Genomic DNA, 20,249 nt, shown 5'->3' with positions numbered 1-20,249 from the left:
CCCGGAACGCCAAAACACCCCGCAGCCTTCATCACGGCTGCAGGGTGTTTTTAATTACAGCAGTCCTCAGACCACCAGATATTCCGCATTCTGCTCACATTCCGCACATTTCGCCGGCGGGTCCCAGTCCGAGAACTCCGTCTCCTTCAGATCCACTACATCGGGTGCATCCTCGTACTCGTCCACAAATTTGTCGATGGCCAGCTCTACGTGTTCCTTACACACTACATACATTCAATCAAGCATCCCTTTCTGTGCCGCTGCGGTGTATACTTCTACTACTGTTCTACCACATTTCCCGGCAAAAAGGAACCTTCCGCAGCGCAAAATCCCCGCCTTATTCCCGCCCCGTAAACTTATCAATATCCCCGGCAATCAGCCCGAGCGCATCCTGCCAGAATGCCAGTGAATGTACATCGATATCCATCAGCTTTGCAGCATCCGCAATACTCCGGGTACTGGTCGCTGAGAGGAACTGCTCATAGCGTTCTACGAAGGCCCCGCCCCGCTTCTTGTACTGCGCATACAGCCCTTTGGAGAACAATAACCCGAACGAATACGGGAAGTTCAAGAACTCATTACCCGCCATATAATACCCGGCTTTGCTGATCCACTGGTAAGGATGAATCGAGTCCGGCAGCACACTTTCACCGTAAGCCGCATGCATGGATTCCAGCATCAGCGCGTTCAGCTCCTCCTCAGACAGAGCACCGGATTTCCTGCGGGCATATAACCGGCTCTCGAAGCAATACCGCGCATAGAAATCAACGATATAATACCCGGCATCCGAGAGACTCCGCTCCAGTATGGCAGCCGCTTCTCCCGCAGGCAGAGACTGAAGCAACTCCAGATGAATCAGACTCTCGCAAAAAATCGACGCCGTCTCGGCAATCGGAACCGGATATTCCGTGTTAACCATCGTTTCCCCGCAGAGGCGGCTGCTGTGGTACGCATGACCGATCTCGTGGGCCAGCACGCTCACATCTATATAATTGCCATTGAAGCTGGTAATGATCCGGCTCTCCCCAACCGGGAAAATATCAACGCACATCCCGAAGTTGCCTTTACCGCTCCGCGGTTCGGCATCGATCCAGCGCTGCTCAAACACCTTACGGGCGAATGCGCCAAGCTCCGGGCTGAACCTGCTGAAGCCGGCAATAATCATCGTCTGGGCCTCAGCATAAGTGATGCGCTCCGCAGCAGCTTCCGCCATCCCGACAGGCGCAAAAACATCACAAAAAGGCAGCCCTCCCGCATGCCCCAGCAATGCTGCCTTTTTGGCATAATAACGCTGAAAGTCCGGCAGGCTCTCTTCGATGGCCTGAAGCATCACCTGAAGTGTCTCCTGGTCCATCCGCGATGCTTCCAGCACTTTATGCAGTGGTGAAGCATATCCTCTCAGCTCATAGACGGCCGCAGCCTCCCCGGTTACGGCATTAATACAGGCTGCACTCTGCTCTGCTACCCTGCGGCAGGCTTCGTGCTCTGCTTCCGCCGCTGCCCGGCGGACCGCAGGATCGGGATCATAGGCGAGATTACGCAGATCGGCAAGCGTATAGCTCCGGGTCACCCCGTCCATCTCTGCATCGATCCGCAAGGTAGACAGCGTCTGCATGTACAGCCGCTCCCACGCCTTGGACCCTGTAGCCTGCATCCGGGCAATCACCGCTTCACCTTCCTCGCTGAGTAAATGCTCTGATTTACTCTTAAGCCCACGCAAGTAGAAGCCGTGCTGCTCCAGATAAGCGCCCGAAGAGATGCTTGCCTCCAGTTCATCTGCGCTTACCTTCGCCAGCCATTTGCTGAAGCAGACCAAGGCTTCACCCGCACCATAAGTGACCTCCTCCAGCTCATCCATTAGATTAACGGCTTCCGTATTACTGCTGTCTGCACTGAACCTTAATTCCGCGTAGCTGAACAAGCGAAGATATATATGTTGATACCCATTATATTGTCTCAGGAACTCTTCCATCACACCGGCAGCATCCTGCCCGTTAATCATCTGCGAGGCTGACCATGTATTCAGCTCCCCGGCAAGTGTCTCCACCAGCCTGCGGTCCTGCTGAAATTGCTCCGACTGGAAAGAGGGATAGATTCGGTCCAGATCCCATGTTAATTGCATCTTCTAACATCCCCTTATTTATAGTCGCAGGAACAATTCATCCTCACATGCTTCCACCCCGTTCTTAGACGACTTGCAGGAAAATCCATTCCAGTATACCATGCCCGCCAAATTAGAAGTCTATGGAAATAACAGCTATAATCAACTATACCAAGTTACTACCGATTTCCCGAAAGGAGCACCGCATGGTCAACCAGTCTATTACCGAAGGAGTCATACGTACACGTTCGAAGCTGCGCAGAGATTTGCTGATTTCTATTTTTGACGAGTTCGACGGCAGCATCATGGCCTTATCTCCTGACCGGAGAACGGAGAAATACAGCAAAATGGCGCAAAATTCCTTTTCCTTCTACCGGGGCAGCGCCTATCTGTTTTATTTTGACACGACAAGGCAGTACTTCCCTTACCATAGCTCACCCGGGCGCCCTACATGGATTCAAGGGGACCTGCATTTCGAGAACTTCGGCGCTTTCCGCAGTGAAGACGGGGAGATTGTGTATGATGTGAATGATTTTGACGAGGGGTATGTCGGCTCTTATCTGTATGATCTGCTGCGGATGGCAGTCAGTATTGCGCTTGCCGGCAGGCAGCTCGGAATGAGTCGGACAGAACAGCTTAAGCTGAGCCGGAGTTATGCGGAGGCGTATTACCGGCAAATTCACCGCTTTTGTGATGGTAAAGACAATCCCGGTAACTTCACCCTGAATGAGAATACAGCCAAAGGCCCCGTCAAGAAGCTGCTCCGCAAGCTGGAGAAACGCCGGCAGAGTCATTTCCTGGAGAAGGTCACTGCCCAGATGCAGACCAGCCGGGTATTCCTCGAGACCTCGGAGCTGCTGATTCCCGGAGCTGCTGAGCAGACACAGCTGGAGCTGGCCTGGAGCTTCTATACACAGACAGTGGTTACACGCAGCCTGAACGAGGAGCATTTCCGGATCAAGGACATCGCGGTCAAGCGCGGCTCGGGAACGGCTTCCATCGGACTGGACCGCTATTATATTCTCATTGAAGGCGGCTTGGAGCAGGCAGGAACTGACGACACCGTACTGGAGGTAAAAGAAGTCCGTGTTCCCGTTCCCGCCTATTTCCTGCCCTATTCCGACTCGTTCTGGCAATCCTTTGCCCATCAGGGCAAACGTGTATCCGCGACCCAGCAGGCGATGCACCACAAGGCGGATCCATACCTCGGCTTCTTAACAATGGACGGCCGGGAGTTCTATGTCAGAGAGCGTTCCCCGTACAAAAAAAGTCTGAAGCTGGAGAATATCGCAGACATGGATGAGTTGACCGTAGTTATCCAGCAGATGGGCAGCCTGACCGCCAAAATGCATGCCCGCGCCGATGCCGATGTCGACAAGGGAATTCTCGACTATCACAGTGAGCAGGAGATCGCCAAGGCCATGGGTCCCGATTCGGATGCCTTTGCCCGTTATATCGCAGAGTGGGCTTACGGCTATGCCGGGCAGGTAGAGAAAGACTATGCCATGTTCGCGGATTGGGTGTCGGAGCAGTACGGTATATAACGGGCGGGTCCCCCTTCTGATTAAGCGCAGTGAATTCTACTTTGGACAATCGCTTCTGAAGCGCAACAGATATACAGATATACAGATAATGCCGCTTTCGTACATCGTTGCGCTTAACTGCACTTGGTACAACTAAAAGGTCTGATTCTCGCCCCGGCATCCGTTTAATTGTATTCTGTACACTTAAGCGGCCCTATAAAGACCGCATTAACGAATTCGGGCTGATTTAGTTGTATGAACTACAGTTATAGTCTGCAAGTGGACCTCATCGCTGTTTTTAATTGCACATTATACAGCTATCCCGGAGATTCCGTTTGAATACCCTTCCTCCAATGGAGGATAACTTTAAATAAATTAAAAAAGCTCTCTCTACCCGGTAACCGGGCGGAGAGAGCTTCTTGATCTATCCATATTTATTCATCAGCCGCCGTATTCATGAATTGGCTCGGCCGGTCCAGCTCATACAGCTTGCGGTAACGCGGTTCCCGCTCCATCAGCTCCGCATGGGTGCCGCGCATCTCCACCAGGCCATTCTCCATGAAAATCACCTCGTCCATCTGCTCCGCACCCACCAGATGATGGGTAACCCAGATCAGCGTCTTACCCGCCATCGCCTCGAACATAGTGGCCAGCAGCTCGCGCTCCGTGCGCGGATCAAGGCCAACCGTTGGCTCATCGAGCACAACGACCGGCGTATTCTGCAGCAGAATACGGGCCAGAGCGATCCGCTGGCGCTCTCCGCCGGAGAAGCGCTGCCCTGCTTCGCGTACCGGAGTGTTATAGCCCTCCGGCAGCGAAGAGATCAATGGATCCAGCTTCGCCAGGGCTGCCGCCTGCTTAACCGCTGCCTCCGAAGCACCCGGGTCCCCGAGCCGGATATTGTTCGCCACCGTGGTGTCGAACAGATGCGGGCTCTGGTTCAGCACGGCGATGAGCTGCGGAATCTGCTCACCGTAAGCCGCAGCGTCAATTCCGTTAATCGTGGCTGAGCCGATGGTTGGCGTGATCACGCCTTGTAGCATCTTAAGCAGCGTCGATTTACCGGCTCCGCTGCGGCCAATGACAGCAACCTTCCGGCCCTGCGGCAGGTCCAGCACCATATTCTGCACTGACCAGTCGTCTCCCGCCGCATAGCGGTAGCCCGCCGACTTCAGTTTAATATGGGCCTGCCCGCTGGCCTGGATAGCCTGCACAGCAGCGGCAGCCTTCGCCTTGGCTTCTGCGTTCTTGGCTGCTTCGGCCGCAAGCGGCACAGCTCCCTCTGCTGCTTCCACCCCATCCAAGCGCTCCAGTGAATTCCGGTATTGCGGAATTTTCTCCACGGCCTCGGATACAGGCAGGAAGGCATCCGCTACCGGGAAGACGACCAGCACGAACGCGGCAATCAGCGTTCCGGCAATCGCTCCATCGGCATACTGTCCGCCTGCCCAGTAGAGCAGGGACAGCACGCCAAGCCCGACAACGGCTTGGCCGATGAACATGCGCACCCGCGCCCAGCGCCGCAGCGCACCATCCGTGCGGGCGACAGTCTGCTCGTCGGCCTCATAGGTATCGACGAACTGGCTCTGCCGTCCGCTGATGACCCAGTCGCCCAGACCCAGCACGGCATCGGTCAGCTTCTGATACAGCCGGTTACGCTCCTGCTTCACCTGACGCTGCCGTTTCTGGGTGAACAACAGAGAGATCAGCGGCAATACGACTACCAGGATCAGCATGTACAAGCCCATTAGCAGGGCAAACGCCAGATCAAACGTGCCGAGGGAGATAACAGCTGCCGCATAGATCAGGAGTGCGATGATGCTCGGGAAGACCGTGCGGAGATACACATTCTGCAGATATTCGATATCATCGGCCAGCATGCCGAGAATATCCCCGGTCCGGAAGCGCGAGGACAGGAACAAAGCCTGCGGCTCCAGAATGTTGTAGAGCCGGATGCGCATCTTCGAGAGAATGCGCAGAATCGTATCATGTCCCACAAGCCGCTCCACATAGTGGATGACGGCCCGGCTTGTCCCGAACGTGCGCACGCCGACAATCGGCACATAGATCATCAGTATATTTTCCGGCGGAATTGAAGCCTTCGAGATCAGGAATCCCGAGGTATACATCAGGGACGATGCCGAGAAGACCGTCAGCGCGCCCAGTGCAATGATCAGTACAAACCGCCAGAAGTAGGCAGAGTAATAGGGAGCAAACCATCCTTCACGTTTCAATGGATTCCCTCCAATTGACTTTGAATAAGCCCATAGTAAGCACCCTTACGGGCCGTCAGCTCGCTGTGTGTGCCGATTTCGGCAACGCGTCCCTGCTGCATAACGACAACCAGATCCATATCGGTCATCCAGTGCAGGCGGTGCGTAGCCAGGAACACCAGCTTGCCTTCGAACAGCGGCAGCATCGTTTCCTTCAGCTCATATTCTGTCTCAATGTCTAAGTGAGCCGTCGGCTCATCCAGCAGCATCACCGGGCGGCTGCTCAGCAGGGCGCGGGCCAGTGCCACACGCTGCTCCTGTCCGCCGCTGAGCGAACGTCCGCCGCCGCCGATCATTTCATCCAAGCCGCCAGGCAGCGAGGATATCAGCTTCGATAACCCGGCAGATTCCAGTGCTGCCGCAACAGCCTCCTGCGTAGCCTCGGGATAATAGAAGCGTACATTGTCAGCCAGTGTGCCGCTGAAGATGTAAGGACGCTGCGGAATATAAGCGGTCTGCCTGCGCCACTCCTCATCCGTAAGCGCACTGACCCCATTTCCGTTAATTGTGATGTTACCGGAGGTCGGATGAAGGAAGCCGCCCAGGATATCCACGAGTGTGGACTTGCCTGCTCCGCTCTCCCCGATAATTCCGATCTTGGCATATCCCTTGAAGTCGAGATTCACCTCTTCAAGCGAGGGGACACCGTCATCTTCATATTTCACGCTGACGCCATTCAGCCGTAAACTGCTATTATTGTTCCACGTGAAAACCGCTCCAGGTGCCTTGCTATCCTGTATAGCTTCCTGTCCCCCCGGCTCCAGCAGCTTCGCCTGCACGGTCTCACGGTCGATAATGCTCTTCATCGCTTCTCCGGCTTCCTTGCCGTCGAGTGTGGCATGGAAGTCTGCGCCCACCAGCCGTACCGGCAGGAAATATTCCGGAGCCAGAATCAGGATGGTTAAGCCCGTTACGAGTGTCATCTGCTCATTTACCAGACGCAGGCCGAGGCTTACTGCAACCGAAGCTACCGACAGCATGGTGAAGAAATCCATGGCGAATGAAGACAGGAAGGCCACGCGCAGCGTACGCATCGTGGCTGAACGGTAGCGGTCACTGACCGTAGCAATACTCTCGCTATGGCTGCGGCTGCGCCCAAGGAATTTCAGCGTTTCCAGCCCGCGCAGCGAATCCACGAAATGATTGGAAAGCGTACGGTAGGACTTCAGCTGGCGGTCCATTTGCTTGCGGGCCGTCATGCCGATCAGTATCATGAAGACAATAATAATAGGCATCGTTAAGGTAAGAATGACACCGCTGGACGTATCCTGGGTGTACACATAGACAAGCAGCAGAGCCGGTGTTACTGCCATGCCGACCATCCGCGGAATAATCAGTTCCAGGTAAGTACGGAACTTCGTTACTCCTTCAAGCACAAGTGTGACCACATTCCCGGTTCCCCGGTCGCCTGCCAGCCTCGGTCCCAGCTGGAACAGCTTGTCCATCATTTGTCTCCGCATGCTGCTGCCGGTAGCTTCCGCGAAGCGGTAAGACGTGCGGCTCATCAGCATGGCACAGGCATGGCGCACGAGAAACGCAAGAAGGAACAAGAGCGATTTAGCCCCTTGTTCCTTCAGCGGTTCTCCCGCAAACAGCGCAGAGACAACTTCTGCCAGCGATTTGGCCAGCAGAAGAATGGACAGGCTTTGCACCAGGGTAAGGAAGCCGACAAGCAGAAAGACAGGCTTTACTCCTTTGTACCCAAGCAAATTTTTATCCATTAGTATTCAAGATGCTCCTTCTCGTGAACCCGTTTGTGGAAGACGAAATAACTCCAGATCTGATAGCCCAGCACGAATGGCAGCAGCGTGAGCGCGACAATCGTCATTACCTTCAGTGAATAGTGGCCGGAAGCCGCATTCGTAATCGTCAGGTTGAACGCCTGATCCAGCGAGCTGATCATGACCCGCGGGAACAGTCCGATGAAGATCGAAGCCACCGACAGCGCCATTACTGCTCCGGTCATTCCGAAGGCATAACCATCCTTCTTCTTCGTCATGAAGTATCCGGCAAGCAGATAAGCAACTACACCCAGAACGACTACAATCCACAGCAGCGTTCCGCGTTTATCGAAGATATCCGTCATGGTGTACGTCATAATAACGAAGGCCACCAGCAGCGCTGCCAGAGGAAACAGCAGCTTCTGGGCCAGCTTGCGTGCCCGCTCCTGCAAATCTCCAAGGGTGCGTAGTGTAGTGAACATCAATCCATGTACCAGACACAGCAGGACTACTGTAATTCCTGCTACAACTGTATAGGCATTAACGATATCGAAGAAGCCGGCATACATCTGCATATCCCCGTCAATCGGCAAGCCTTTGATGAAGCTGGCAAATACAACAGCCAGCAGGAACGGCGGCAGGAAGCTGCCGAAGAAGATGCAGACATCCCAAGTCTTCTGCCATACCTTCGAATCGCGTTTGCCTCTGAATTCAAAAGCAACACCGCGGGCAATCAGCGCCAGCAGAGCGAACACAAACGGAATATAGAACCCGCTAAAGAGTGTCGCGTACCAATGCGGGAATGCGGCGAACATTGCGCCGGCTCCCGTAATCAGCCATACTTCATTGGCATCCCAGAACGGCCCGATGGAATTAATCAGTACCCGGCGTTCTGTATCATTCTTGGCCAGAATCTGCGTCTCCATCCCTACGCCGAAGTCAAATCCTTCAAGGAAGAAGAACCCGACAAACAGCACCGCAATCAGCAGAAACCATAATTCATTAAGTGACATGGGTTAATCCTCCTTGTTATACGGATCGTGGGATTCACCGTGTTCGTTATCCATAGCATAAGGGCCTTTTTTGATAACCTTGACGAACAACCCGATCAGCACTGCACCCAGTATGGCGTAAATCGCTGTAAAGGAGATTACGGAGAACAGCACCTGTCCGCTTGTAATATTAGGCGATACACTGTCTTCTGTAGTCATAAGTCCGAATACTGTCCACGGCTGTCGCCCCATCTCCGTCATAATCCAGCCCGAAGTGTTGGCAATCGGCGGGAGCAGCAGCCCCCAGAACATGAACCGCATGAACCAGGTATTCGGTTTGTCCATCTTCTTGCGCCACATGAGGTAGATCGCATACACGCCAAGTGCAATCATCAGCGAGCCTGCCGCAACCATGATCCGGAAGCTCCAGAAGGTTGTTTTGACAGGAGGGATATAATCTCCGGGTCCGTACGCCTGCTCATATTCCGCCTGCAGCTGATTCATCCCTTTCACTTCACCGGAGAATTTACTGTAGGACAGGAAGCTCAGGAGATATGGAACCTGAATTTCATTGCTGTTGGTTTTGTTATCCGTATCGATATTGGCAAAAATTGTCCAAGGTGCCGGGTCACCGCTCTCACCCCATAATGCTTCGGAGGCGGCCATCTTCATCGGCTGGGTCTCCACCAGATACTGCGCTTGGGCATGGCCTGCTACGGCTACGCCAAATGAAGAGATAATACCGACAATAGCCGCGATCTCGAACGATTTACGGAAAAAGGTAACATCCTGCTTCTTAAGCAATTTATAAGCACTGATACCCGTTACTAGGAATGCGCCTGTAGCGTAGGCGGCAAGCACTGTATGCGGAAACTCCACCAGCAGCTGCCCATTAGTGATCAATGCGAAAATGTCATTCATTTCAGCCCGCCCGTTATTGATCTGGAAGCCTACCGGATGCTGCATGAACGAGTTGGCCAGCAGAATCCAGAATGCCGACAGCATCGTTCCGAGGGCTACCAGCCAGATCGAGACGAGATGGACCTTCTTGGATACCTTATCCCAGCCGAAAATCCAGATTCCGATAAATGTGGACTCCAGGAAGAAGGCCAACAAAGCTTCGATAGCCAGCGGGGCTCCAAAAACATCACCGACGAAGCGCGAATAGTCAGACCAGTTCATTCCGAACTGGAACTCCTGCAATATCCCTGTCACTACGCCTACTGCGAAGTTAATGAGGAACAGCTTCCCCCAGAACTGCGCCATTCTTTTGTACTCTTCATTGCCTTTTCTAACGTACATGGTCTCCATAATAGCAATTAAGAGCGCTAGTCCGATCGATACCGGCACAAAGAAATAATGAAAAATCGTCGTCGACGCAAATTGTATACGCGACAGCATTACTGTATCCATATTTCTCCCCTTCCTTCTCCCCATTCAATATGTCTATTCTGTCAAATTTTCAGGGCCTTAAGTGTGATAATTATCACATTATACACCCTGATTCAGCATGAAATTCAATAAATTTGTGACAAATATCACAATATTACATAAAGAAAGCAAAAAAAATAAGACGGTTTCACCGTCTTGGATTTGTCCATCATTTATAGTTGTCTTGATCCATAAAGGCATTGGTTTAGGTAATGGAAATACCTTTCTTAAGCGATTTGAGATCGCCATTCGAATTAAGCAATTGCGGCAGCATCTTCATGCTACGAACCATCGGGGAATGACAGAGACGGCAAGAAGGCGCATGCTCAAATGCGAAATTATCCCTCATCCATCCGTTACATCCATCGTTGGTACAGGCCCATATTGCGGTATTTTCTTCCGGTACTTCCTCCAAAGGCTTCTTCCGGTAGTTCATCGCCGTTCCTCCCTTCCTTTATGTTACAAGCTCAGTAACGATAAAAAAAGACCGTCCCAACTTTCACAAGCGGGGACGGTACCTTCTATTAATTACAGTTTTACAACGTTTTCGGCTTGTGGTCCGCGGTTGCCTTGAACAACGTTGAATTCAACGCGTTGGCCTTCGTCCAAAGTTTTGAAGCCGTCGCCAGTGATTGCGCTGAAGTGAACGAATACGTCGCTTCCGCCTTCAACTTCGATGAAACCGAATCCTTTTTCTGCGTTGAACCATTTAACTGTACCTGTTTGCATGTGTGTTACCTCCACAAATTTAAATTAATATGTTCTTTTTATCTTCAGACAAAGAAAAAATTCACACATTGAGAAAGGTTGTAATTCATTTGACAGCCCTTTTCAATGCGAGAATTAGGTATCAATTGTATGAATAATTTCATGTTACCACACCTTAATAACAAAGGCAAGCTGTCCTATCCGAATTTCTCCGTTTTTTCCCTTATAAGGTCATCTTCCCAATGTAAGGGTTATCAGTTGTACTAAATTGTAATATTTATAGCTGATATCATTGTTTACCCCATTATTTTGGACTTGAAACGGGCACCGTCCTCTCATATTTTGCATAAGAGGACGGCATGAACCGTTTCCGTTATCGTGACTGCACTATTATTATATACGGCAGCTTCCGGTTTTATTCTTCGGGTTTCTCAAGAAGTTGTACCGTCACCTGCTTCACTTCACCATTGCGGTAAAATGTGATTTGCAGATCATCGCCGATCTTGGTGTGATCATACAAATATTTGCGCAGAGACAAGGTGGATGTAATCGACTTATCATCGAACTTGGTAATGACATCGTTGAATTGCAGGCCTGCATCCTTCGCCGGTCCCACTGCATCCAATACCACAACCCCGTCGGTTACCGTATTCGGAAGGTTCAGCTCTTTGCGTTGGTCTTCAGCCAGCGGTACATACGGATTATTCAGATCCACAGAGTACACACCCAGGTATGAACGGGCGATTTTCCCTTTAGCTGCAAGCTCGTCGGCAGTCTCCATCACATGGTTGGCAGGAATGGCGAAGCCCAGCCCCTCCACACCCGTATCAGAGATCTTCATCGTGTTGATGCCAATCACTTTGCCGTCCAGATCGACCAGTGCGCCCCCGCTGTTGCCTTCATTAATCGCAGCATCGGTCTGGATAACCTCCTGCTCCCAGTCGTATACCCCATCCTGATTCAGCGATACAGGAATCGTCCGCTCCGTATAGCTGACAATACCTGAAGTGAGCGTATCCCCAAGCCCCAGCGGATTGCCGATGGCAATGACCGTCTCACCCAGACGCAGTTTGGAGGAATCGCCGATCTGCGCAACGGTGTTGATTCCTTTGGCGTCAATAGAGAGCACTGCAATGTCGCTCACCTTATCAGCACCAACCAGCTCCGCTTTGCGGGTCTCGCCGTCTACCGTCACAATCTCCAGCTTGCCGGCGCCTTCAATGACATGATTATTGGTAATGATGAACGCCTTATTATCGTCTTTTTTATAGATAACCCCCGAGCCTAGTGCAGACTCATCGAGAATATTGAGTTCTTCGTTGTCTTCTTTATGGTTAATGATGCTTACCACCGCCGGGCGGACAAGCGCAGCAGCCTGAATAATCCGGTCATACGGATCCGCGCTGCTTACCGCTACCTTATCAATAACCGCCGGTGCCTGCGCTTTCTCCTCGGTCAGCTGCCCCGTGACCAGACTGAACAGCAATACAGCCACAACCGCACTGCATACTGAACTGATCAGGGAAATCTGCCAGGTTGTAAGCGAACGACGCGACTTGCGGACAGACCATTTCCCTTCGGCATATCCTTTGGAGGTACCCTGTTTGCCGGTTCTGCGCTTCGACACCTTGGTTGAATAGAAATCATCATCAAACAATCCCACGTTAAATCCTCTCCCCTCTATTGCCACCGCATTCAAGACCTGAACGCCAAGCAACCACGCCCGAGCTTAACCGCTATAACTCTTAGACTTCACAAAGTGCTAAAAGGTTTCACTTGATTCATTCACCACATTCCTGTGGGTTCTAAGCGCAAGGGGTGTCTCCTATTCTTTCAACCTACTAAAAAGTTTATAAGCTTATATACGGAATATTTTGCAACTTAAAAGACTACAATAGTATTAGAACGCTCTATATGATTGTATCACAGGCAACAGCGCCGCCCACATTTTTTCTGTGTTAAATAACATGTGAAATATTTACATTACTGCTACAATTCATTTAAAAGGAGGGCCGGACTATGGAGTCATTCTCAACAAGTATGGATCTGGTACAGTTTATCGGCAAGCTGGGGGATCTCAAGGATGAACACTATCATCTGATTCTTGTCCAAAGTGCACTGATTGAGCTGCTGATTGCCAAAGGGCTATTCACCCGTCAGGAGCTGGAGCACCAAATCGCTGAACTGGACCGTCTTATGACTGGCTCACCTTATCCCATGGCGTAGGCCGGTCATAATAAGTATCACAGAGCCTGAACTCGCTGTCTTTGAAGAAGCAGCCCCGGTCCTCCATCGCCCCGCGTACGGACATTTTCGCCAGATCCATCATATTGTGGTCTCTGCTTAAATGGGCCAGATAGGTTCGTTTGGTCCGCCCCGTCAGTATCTCGCTGAGCGCCGCTCCCGCCGCCTCATTGGATAAATGCCCCAGATCGCCAAGAATCCGCCGCTTCGTATTCCACGGGTAACGCCCCATCCGCAGCATCTCAATATCATGATTCGATTCCAGCACAAGCACATCGGCATCGGATATTGCCGTCCTCACCTTATCACTGACATACCCGAGGTCTGTCGCTACGCACAGCTTCTCTTTGCCGTCGTAGAAATTGTAGGCTACCGGTTCCGCAGCATCATGGGAAATCGCGAACGACTCTACCCGCATACTGCCGAAATCCCGGTGCTGCCCGGTTTCCATAATGACCCGGTTATGCTCAGCAATCTTGCCGATTCCCTTCTCTATCGCTCCCCAGGTATTGGTATTCGCATAGATCGGAAGATCGTATTTGCGCGCAATCGCCCCCAGCCCCTTGATATGATCGGAATGCTCATGGGTCACAAGAATCCCGTCTAAATCTGCTCCCGTCAGCTCGCGCATGGCCAGCAGCTCATCAATGCGCTTCGCGCTAAGGCCCGCATCGATCATAAGCGTGGTCTCGCCGTTACGCACCACCGTCACATTCCCGGTAGAACCGCTGGACAGTACTGTAAATGAAATCCCCATATCTCTCCTGCTCCTTCTACTCTGTTGTCTTAGGACTGATAATGTCCGCACTTATTGCATCCACGTAATAGGCGCTGCCGTTCTCCAGCATAAACCGCCACATCGGCGAAGCCACCTGGCTCTCGGAGTTGAATAATTCACCGTAATAGCCAAGCTCAATCTCCTTCACCGCAGAATTGGCCGGGAAATACTTCTCGATCAGGCTGCTGAGCGCCTGCGAGGCCGGAAGCACCTTTTGCAGATTATCGCTCCGGCTGGCACCGATCTCAATCTGCGGCCATCGGTACGCCACAATCTTCTGGTCACTGTTAATCAGCTCCAGCCTTACTCTGAACAGTGACCACTTATTGTCCACCAGCGGATGAAGCACGAACTTGCCCACCTCGCTCTCCTGTGAATCAAAGCGGTAATTTGCAATATCCGTAATCTGGCTCTCCAGCAGGCTGCTCAGTTCGGAGAACGAGGAATACATCAGCTTGCTGTCGATCGGCTCCTTAAGCTTCACTGGCACTTCGTTCTGCTCTTCTCCGGAATAGCGGTACGTGATATCCGGCAGCTGCGGAGTGGCAGCCGGAATCGGACACAGCAGCCGGATGCCCTTCTCCTCCATCACCGCCTGCGTTTCTGCGGACAGGGAAGTGAAGTCAAGCCCCGCGCTGACCTGATCGCGCACATCTATCCATAGCTGATAGCATAGCAGCAGATTCAGCACCAGAAAGGCGTAGATTAATACACTTTTGGCTCTTCCCCAGTCCATACCGTTTCCTCCTTAGATAATCTTAATCTAATTCAGCGTCAGCACACTGCCGTCGCTGAGCGTAACCCGCCAGACCGGATGAAGCTTAAGCTTCTCCCCTGTCAGCGTAGGCATATAGGCGGGTGTCAGATCAGTAATCCGCAGGGAGCTTCCAATCTGGGCAAGACGCTGTTTCAGCGCTTCGCCCCCGGACAGCTCAACAATTGTTTTCTCCGACTTCTCTTCATCCATATACATCAGGGAGCGCTCATAAGAGGATACGGTCCCCTGCTGCAGCTCCAGATGAATCACTCCGTACTGGAGCTGAGAATCACTCATGATCGGATAGGAACCTGACGGGTAGGCGCCGTAATATTGCTGAAAAGATACCTTGCGGTCCTGCCGGCCTTCTTCTGTAGCAGCCAGCCTGTAGGTTCCGTTCCAGCCGCCATGCATGTTGACGTAATCCACCGCCTCCAGCGCATCCTTCGCCGGTGTACTGTCTCCATCCGGAAGGGCGGCAGGATCGCTAAAGCTCATCCAGTTCTGCTCCTGATCCACCTGCAGGCTGCGCTTGCTGTCGGTGTAGATCTTGGAGCCGTCCTTCTCAGGAATATATCTTGTGCTGCCCGCATCGATGAACAGATTGCTCTGCATTTGCTCAATCGTATACTTACCCGCAGGCATCACTACCTCAACCAGCGGGATGGCCGCCTCAGGCACATAATACTCGCCGTTCACAGAGGTATAAGGTGTCAGGTTCTTGCCGAAGTCCACATGCTGCTGCACGTCCTGCACCGTCAGGTCCGCCTTCGCCGCCTCATAGACAATATCACCGCGTGTGCTGAAGAAGATGGCATGTGCTTTGGAATCATTCTTGATATTGTAAATCCAGATCCGGTCGATGCTCTCTCCTTCAAACAGCGAATCCGGCGAGATCTGCATCACCCGCTGCAGCAGCGTTACCGGAATACCTGCCCCGAAGGACAGCTCAATGCCCGGATTCTCCCGGCGGATCTTATTCCAGTCGAAGTCCTGCACCGAGCGGCGCTGGAAGCTCTCGAAGCTGCGTCCCTTCAGCCGGTTCAGAATCAGATTATAGAAGGTTGAGCTGGGATAGAACAGCGTGTGTTTGTCTTCGCCCATATGAATGATCATTTTATCGGGATAGAGCAGATTTTCGACCTTTTCTTTAGGGCCCATAATATCGGTCTTCACATACAGATTCTCCGATAACACCGCCGAGTCGCTGCCCGGCAGCCTGTAAATCAGGTAATAACTCTCCACGAGGCTTCCGAGTATCAGCAAGACCAGCATCCATGACTTGATTTTCTCCTTCACGCCTCACTCCCCCTATGCTTCATCAAAGGCAGCGTGAACGTTACCAGCGAGCCTTCATTCAGCTCAGACTGCAGGGAAATGGAGCCGCCGTGCGCTTTGACAATTTCCCGGGCAATGGACAGCCCGAGACCCGTGCCGCCCATATTCCGCGAGCGGGCTTTATCAACCCGGTAAAAGCGTTCGAATATGCGTTCAATGTCCTTCTTCGGAATCCCGATCCCGGAATCGCGTACAGATACTGCGAGCATTCCGTCCTCAGTCTTATGCGCTTCAAGCCGGATCGTTCCGCCTTCCGGCGTATATTTCAGGGCATTGGAAACCAGATTCCCCAGCACCTGATCAATCTGATCGCGGTCCAGCCAGGCAGTGGCTATCTCCTTGTGCACTCTGGTGCTGATATGAATCCGCTTCTGGCGGATCTGGAAGGAGAAGCGGTCCGCCACATCCTCCAGCATCTCGGAAATGTCCGTCTGCTGAATGCGCAGACTGGACTCTTTGGAATCCAGACGCGACAGATGCAGCAGATCGGTAACCAGCCGGATCATCCGCTCTGTCTCGTTGCGGATGACCCCGACAAACCGCACGGCCAGCTGCGGATCCTCCAGCGCACCATCATCCAGCGCCTCCGCATAGCTCTTAATCGTTGTAAGCGGCGTCCGCAGCTCATGGGATACATTCGCCACGAACTCGCGGCGGGACTCTTCGAGGTTCTCCTGCTCGGTAACATCCTGCAGCACCGCAATCGTCCCTGCGATCCGCCCGCCTTCACGGCGGTGGATCGGGGTGAAGGTGACCCGCACAATATTAGGGTCCTCTCCGCCCATCGGGGACAGATGCAGCATTGCCGACTGGGCATTGCCCTGAGCCAGCGATCCTGACTGCTCATGGTCAAGTCCGAGCAGCTCATCGAGCGGCGCTCCTTCCGGAAGCGGCCCTTCCGCACCCAGCATCAAGGCGGCGCGGGTGTTCATCAGAATGACTGCGCCGCTCTCATCCGTCGCAACCACACCATCACTCATATTCGCCAGGATGGAGGACAGCTTCTCCTTCTCCTCTTCATTCTGCGACAGCGCTTCGCGCAGCCTGTCCGTCATATAGTTGAAGGCCTGGCTCAGCTGGCCAATCTCATCATTGCCGAAGACGGGAACCTTCCGGTTGAAGCGGCCTTCCGCCACCGCTGTGGCATGCTTGGTCATTTCTTTAATCGGATGGGTGATCGTATGCGCGAGTATAACCCCCAGCACCGCTGTCAGCGCGAGCGCCAGCAGCAGCCCCGAGAGGAATACGCTGTTGATCCGGCTCATTGTGGCGTATAAATCCTTCATATCTGCGGCGATATAGATCGCCCCTACGACCTTGTCACCGGAAATTACCGGCTTGGCCACAACCTTCTTGCGCACATTGTCATCCGCGATGATATATTCCTCGTTGTCGCTGATCCCCTGCAAGGCACGGCTGACAACAGTCTGGGTATTGCGCTGGCCCACATAATCGTTCTGTGAAGGAACTGAGGTGGTAATAATCTTGCCGCTTGCATCCAGCACCTGAATTTCTGCGCCGTTAATATACAGATTGTTCACCATACCGCGCAGACTTTCCACCGCAGATTCTTCATCTGCCGTGCCCGTCTCACTCCCGAATTTGTCGGCGGTGAGGATCGAGAGCATCTCTGCCCGCGCCTTCAGGTCCTTGGTGAAATTATCTGTGAGTGAATTCTTCATGGAGCTGACGAAATACACGCCGATCAGCTGCATCGCAATCAGAATCAGCAGCACATAAATAACGATAAGCCTGGCCTGAATCGTCCGGAAAAAGGACAGTGCTTTCATCACAGCCCTCCGCTTTTGGGGCTATGCATCAAATAACCGAGTCCGCGCCGTGTGAATATATATTCCGGCTTGCTGGGATTCTCCTCAATTTTTTCTCTGAGCCGGCGGATCGTTACATCCACGGTCCGCACATCACCGAAATATTCGAAGCCCCATACGGCCTGCAGCAGATGCTCCCGGGTCATTACTTTGCCGGCATGGCGGATCATATAATAGAGCAGCTCGTATTCACGATGCGTCAGATCCAGCGGTTCGCCGTCTTTGTAGACCAGATACATATCCGTATCGATAAATAAGCCGAAATGATATACCCCCTGCTTGCTCTCCACGCTTTCGCTTGGCGTTTCGGACACGGCCGGCTTATGCTGGCGGCGCATCTGGGCCTTGACCCTGGCCAGCAGCTCACGTGTGCTGAACGGCTTGGTCACATAATCATCGGCACCCAGCTCCAGGCCCAGCACCTTATCAATCTCTCCGTCCTTGGCGGTAAGCATAATGATCGGAATATCCAGATGCGCAGAGCGCACCTCACGGCACACATCCATTCCGTCCTTGCCGGGCAGCATGAGGTCAAGCAGCATCAGGTCCGGTCGTCTGGACAGAGCCAGCTCTACAGCACTGTTGCCGTCAAACGCACAGATAACCTCATAGCCCTCTTTTTCCAGATTGAATTTCAATATATCAGCAATAGGTTGTTCATCATCCACTACCAGAATCGTGCCCATTTGCATATGCTCCGCTTCACCTTTCTAACGATACTCGAGTCCTTGATTCCTTTATTTTAACATACCTGTCCGGGCGTCACATCGTATGAAACCTGTACATTCTTATATTTCTAAATAAAAACCGCCCGAAATCATCCGGACGGCTGGTCATTATATTAGCGGAGCTTAAAAATTATATATTATTTCAGATATTTCATTGGATTGACCGCTGTTCCATTCTTGCGGATTTCGAAATGCAGATGTGTTCCGGTGGAGCGGCCTGTACTGCCCATAATTCCAATTTGGCTGCCCTGTCCAAGCTTCTGTCCGACAGAAACGGAGATTCTGCTTAAATGTCCGTAGTAAGTAACGTATCCGTTGTTGTGATTGACGATAACCACATTACCGTAACCGCTCTGCACACCGGCAAAGCTTACCGTACCGGCATCAGCAGCTTTGATCGTACGGTTGCCGGATACAATATCCAGTCCCTTATGTGCACGCCCCCAACGCTCGCCGTAACTGCTGGATATCGTAGCTCCGGTAACCGGCCAGGCGAACATTCCCGTTCCTTCGCCGACAACCTTTGTACCCGAGTAGACCACTTCAGGCAGCGAAGCCTTCACAACCGTCTGCCCTAGCCACTCTTCTTTGACAACCAGTCCATTTTCTTTGGTCAGCCTGTATTGCATCGTCTTAAGTCCCGTCTGACCGGCACGGACCACCTTTCGCTTCCCTGCTGGCAGTTGATCACTTTTGCGTACAATAACTTCAGGCTCTGTAACCACCTGTTCGGTTACCTGCTCTACAGTCACGACCGTAAGATCAGGCTGGGGAACCGTCAGCTGCAATTGATCGCCGATCTGCAGGCTGAGCTCCTTGACCGCAGGGTTGTTGCGGAAGATATCTGCCTGGGTAATCTGGAATCTGGATGCGATCGCAGAGACCGTGTCGCCTTCTTGAACCGAGTAGACCAGAGGCTCTTCCTTGCCTTCAGTCAGCACCTTCACTGCATCCTCTACACTAAGCACCTTATTGGGGTCTGCCTTGACCGGAACAATGCTGACTTCCTCGCGGATAGCCGCCGATTCCACTTTGTCTGCATTAGCTGACGCTGATGCTGTCGTCTTGGCCGCCGTCTTCTTCAGCTTCGCGTCAGTGACAGCAGCCTGCGGAGTGTAATGCGCCTTCACGGCCTCAAGTACCGCGGCCGCCGTCTCCTGATCCTTCACGATCCCGAGCGACTTGCCGTCGACTGTTAATTCTACACCTACCGCATAAGCTTTGAGCATGCCGTCCAGCTTGTCCAGTGTAGCTTCGCTGTCAATCTCAGGCTTGTAAGCCTCCAGCGCCTCTGTTGTGATACCGCTGGTTTGCAGCACCATGACGGAATCAGGATATTTAAGCTGATATTCCCGTCTCTTCGCTTCAAATAGCTTGTTAAGGTCTGATTCCTGACTTAAAGTTCCGATCTCTTCGCCTTTCACCAGCACCTTGTAGTAGGTTACTGTATTCGCCGCAACATGCTTCTTCTCCGCTCCGACTAAGAAAGTGGTCAGAAGAACCAGACCGGCAGTAGCTACAATCCATGAACGCCGGAGTCTGCGTGGTTTGGTTTCGGGATGAAAGACCCGGGTTTCGCTAGCAGTGCTATTGCCCTGTTGACCTGCTGCACCGGAACCTGCGGATGTTTCTTCACTGTTCCGCAGTTTCCCCGTCCGGCGCATAAACTTAAATCCTTTCATGAAACTCTCCCTTTCAGTCCGCCCATACGGTCCGCCTTAGCGGATAAACTTATTTTTAGAGCCCCTTTTATATGTTGTACGTCATCTATTTATCTGTTTGCATGAGTATGAATATTGCTGCTTTTTTGGGCCCGGAAAAGGTTA

Annotated in this window: 17 protein-coding genes; 2 read left to right on the top strand and 15 right to left on the bottom strand. The window is 52.5% G+C overall.

Annotation, left to right across the window (positions count from 1 at the left end; genetic code table 11):
- Positions 1 to 66: 66 nt before the first annotated feature.
- On the bottom strand, positions 67 to 234 hold the full coding sequence (locus tag MKX70_RS06020; protein WP_063776434.1) for a CxxH/CxxC protein: 168 nt from the start codon (positions 232 to 234) through the stop codon (positions 67 to 69).
- Positions 235 to 337: 103 nt separating this feature from the next.
- Positions 338 to 2,122, bottom strand: coding sequence for a M3 family oligoendopeptidase (locus MKX70_RS06015; protein ID WP_340839675.1), 1,785 nt, complete (start codon positions 2,120 to 2,122; stop codon positions 338 to 340).
- A 185-nt stretch (positions 2,123 to 2,307) separates the two neighbouring features.
- On the opposite strand from MKX70_RS06015, the gene MKX70_RS06010 reads away from it, so the two are divergent.
- Entirely contained in the window at positions 2,308 to 3,645 is a 1,338-nt protein-coding gene (locus MKX70_RS06010) for a DUF2252 domain-containing protein (protein ID WP_340839674.1), read from the top strand.
- A gap of 413 nt (positions 3,646 to 4,058) precedes the next feature.
- Here MKX70_RS06010 and cydC read toward each other — a convergent pair whose 3' ends face one another.
- From cydC to MKX70_RS05975, 7 genes are all read right to left on the bottom strand, one after another.
- Positions 4,059 to 5,858 carry a thiol reductant ABC exporter subunit CydC gene (gene cydC, locus MKX70_RS06005; protein WP_340839673.1) on the bottom strand — a complete coding sequence of 600 codons (1,800 nt, stop codon included), beginning with the start codon at positions 5,856 to 5,858 and terminating at the stop codon, positions 4,059 to 4,061.
- Positions 5,855 to 7,618 carry a thiol reductant ABC exporter subunit CydD gene (gene cydD / locus MKX70_RS06000; protein WP_340839672.1) on the bottom strand — a complete coding sequence of 588 codons (1,764 nt, stop codon included), beginning with the start codon at positions 7,616 to 7,618 and terminating at the stop codon, positions 5,855 to 5,857. Before cydD ends, cydC begins: the two co-directional genes overlap by 4 nt.
- Positions 7,618 to 8,631, bottom strand: a complete 1,014-nt coding sequence (cydB, locus tag MKX70_RS05995; RefSeq protein ID WP_340839671.1) for a cytochrome d ubiquinol oxidase subunit II — start codon at positions 8,629 to 8,631, stop codon at positions 7,618 to 7,620. The genes cydD and cydB overlap by 1 nt, the downstream gene beginning before the upstream one ends.
- 3 nt (positions 8,632 to 8,634) lie before the next feature.
- The gene (locus tag MKX70_RS05990; RefSeq protein ID WP_340839670.1) at positions 8,635 to 10,023 is read right to left on the bottom strand and encodes a cytochrome ubiquinol oxidase subunit I; all 1,389 of its coding nucleotides are present in this window, start codon (positions 10,021 to 10,023) and stop codon (positions 8,635 to 8,637) included.
- Positions 10,024 to 10,246: 223 nt separating this feature from the next.
- Positions 10,247 to 10,477 carry a cold-shock protein gene (locus MKX70_RS05985; RefSeq protein ID WP_039295880.1) on the bottom strand — a complete coding sequence of 77 codons (231 nt, stop codon included), beginning with the start codon at positions 10,475 to 10,477 and terminating at the stop codon, positions 10,247 to 10,249.
- A 92-nt stretch (positions 10,478 to 10,569) separates the two neighbouring features.
- Positions 10,570 to 10,770 carry a cold-shock protein gene (locus tag MKX70_RS05980; RefSeq protein WP_019914582.1) on the bottom strand — a complete coding sequence of 67 codons (201 nt, stop codon included), beginning with the start codon at positions 10,768 to 10,770 and terminating at the stop codon, positions 10,570 to 10,572.
- A 394-nt stretch (positions 10,771 to 11,164) separates the two neighbouring features.
- Entirely contained in the window at positions 11,165 to 12,412 is a 1,248-nt protein-coding gene (locus MKX70_RS05975) for a S1C family serine protease (RefSeq protein ID WP_340839669.1), read from the bottom strand.
- Positions 12,413 to 12,768: 356 nt separating this feature from the next.
- Between MKX70_RS05975 and MKX70_RS05970 the strand changes: the two genes are divergently transcribed.
- Positions 12,769 to 12,975 (top strand): hypothetical protein, encoded by a 207-nt coding sequence (locus MKX70_RS05970; protein WP_042241188.1) that lies wholly within the window; start codon positions 12,769 to 12,771, stop codon positions 12,973 to 12,975.
- Here MKX70_RS05970 and MKX70_RS05965 read toward each other — a convergent pair.
- The 6 genes from MKX70_RS05965 to MKX70_RS05940 form a co-directional block, all read right to left on the bottom strand.
- Entirely contained in the window at positions 12,944 to 13,750 is an 807-nt protein-coding gene (locus tag MKX70_RS05965) for an MBL fold metallo-hydrolase (protein ID WP_042218677.1), read from the bottom strand. The genes MKX70_RS05970 and MKX70_RS05965 overlap by 32 nt on opposite strands.
- A gap of 16 nt (positions 13,751 to 13,766) precedes the next feature.
- Positions 13,767 to 14,507, bottom strand: a complete 741-nt coding sequence (yycI, locus tag MKX70_RS05960; protein WP_340839668.1) for a two-component system regulatory protein YycI — start codon at positions 14,505 to 14,507, stop codon at positions 13,767 to 13,769.
- Positions 14,508 to 14,534: 27 nt separating this feature from the next.
- Entirely contained in the window at positions 14,535 to 15,827 is a 1,293-nt protein-coding gene (locus MKX70_RS05955; protein ID WP_042241191.1) for a YycH family regulatory protein, read from the bottom strand.
- Positions 15,824 to 17,656 (bottom strand): cell wall metabolism sensor histidine kinase WalK, encoded by a 1,833-nt coding sequence (gene walK, locus MKX70_RS05950; protein ID WP_042218681.1) that lies wholly within the window; start codon positions 17,654 to 17,656, stop codon positions 15,824 to 15,826. The genes MKX70_RS05955 and walK overlap by 4 nt, the downstream gene beginning before the upstream one ends.
- Positions 17,656 to 18,387, bottom strand: a complete 732-nt coding sequence (yycF, locus tag MKX70_RS05945) for a response regulator YycF (protein WP_042241194.1) — start codon at positions 18,385 to 18,387, stop codon at positions 17,656 to 17,658. Before yycF ends, walK begins: the two co-directional genes overlap by 1 nt.
- 173 nt (positions 18,388 to 18,560) lie before the next feature.
- The gene (locus tag MKX70_RS05940; protein ID WP_340839667.1) at positions 18,561 to 20,105 is read right to left on the bottom strand and encodes a M23 family metallopeptidase; all 1,545 of its coding nucleotides are present in this window, start codon (positions 20,103 to 20,105) and stop codon (positions 18,561 to 18,563) included.
- Positions 20,106 to 20,249: the final 144 nt, after the last annotated feature.

The organism is Paenibacillus sp. FSL R7-0312, assembly GCF_038004445.1.
Taxonomy (GTDB): Bacteria; Bacillota; Bacilli; order Paenibacillales; family Paenibacillaceae; genus Paenibacillus_AQ.
Note: the sequence above shows the minus strand (reverse complement) of the source record. Positions and strands in the feature narration are given on the sequence as shown.

What these genes read in the sequence shown, in the direction of transcription:
- MKX70_RS06020 (WP_063776434.1), bottom strand. Translation starts at nt 234, where the DNA reads ATGTATGTAGTGTGTAAGGAACACGTAGAGCTGGCCATCGACAAATTT.
- MKX70_RS06015 (WP_340839675.1), bottom strand. Translation starts at nt 2,122, where the DNA reads ATGCAATTAACATGGGATCTGGACCGAATCTATCCCTCTTTCCAGTCG.
- MKX70_RS06010 (WP_340839674.1), top strand. Translation starts at nt 2,308, where the DNA reads ATGGTCAACCAGTCTATTACCGAAGGAGTCATACGTACACGTTCGAAG.
- cydD (WP_340839672.1), bottom strand. Translation starts at nt 7,618, where the DNA reads ATGGATAAAAATTTGCTTGGGTACAAAGGAGTAAAGCCTGTCTTTCTG.
- cydB (WP_340839671.1), bottom strand. Translation starts at nt 8,631, where the DNA reads ATGTCACTTAATGAATTATGGTTTCTGCTGATTGCGGTGCTGTTTGTC.
- MKX70_RS05990 (WP_340839670.1), bottom strand. Translation starts at nt 10,023, where the DNA reads ATGGATACAGTAATGCTGTCGCGTATACAATTTGCGTCGACGACGATT.
- MKX70_RS05985 (WP_039295880.1), bottom strand. Translation starts at nt 10,477, where the DNA reads ATGAACTACCGGAAGAAGCCTTTGGAGGAAGTACCGGAAGAAAATACC.
- MKX70_RS05980 (WP_019914582.1), bottom strand. Translation starts at nt 10,770, where the DNA reads ATGCAAACAGGTACAGTTAAATGGTTCAACGCAGAAAAAGGATTCGGT.
- MKX70_RS05970 (WP_042241188.1), top strand. Translation starts at nt 12,769, where the DNA reads ATGGAGTCATTCTCAACAAGTATGGATCTGGTACAGTTTATCGGCAAG.
- MKX70_RS05965 (WP_042218677.1), bottom strand. Translation starts at nt 13,750, where the DNA reads ATGGGGATTTCATTTACAGTACTGTCCAGCGGTTCTACCGGGAATGTG.
- yycI (WP_340839668.1), bottom strand. Translation starts at nt 14,507, where the DNA reads ATGGACTGGGGAAGAGCCAAAAGTGTATTAATCTACGCCTTTCTGGTG.
- walK (WP_042218681.1), bottom strand. Translation starts at nt 17,656, where the DNA reads ATGAAAGCACTGTCCTTTTTCCGGACGATTCAGGCCAGGCTTATCGTT.
- yycF (WP_042241194.1), bottom strand. Translation starts at nt 18,387, where the DNA reads ATGCAAATGGGCACGATTCTGGTAGTGGATGATGAACAACCTATTGCT.
- MKX70_RS05940 (WP_340839667.1), bottom strand. Translation starts at nt 20,105, where the DNA reads ATGAAAGGATTTAAGTTTATGCGCCGGACGGGGAAACTGCGGAACAGT.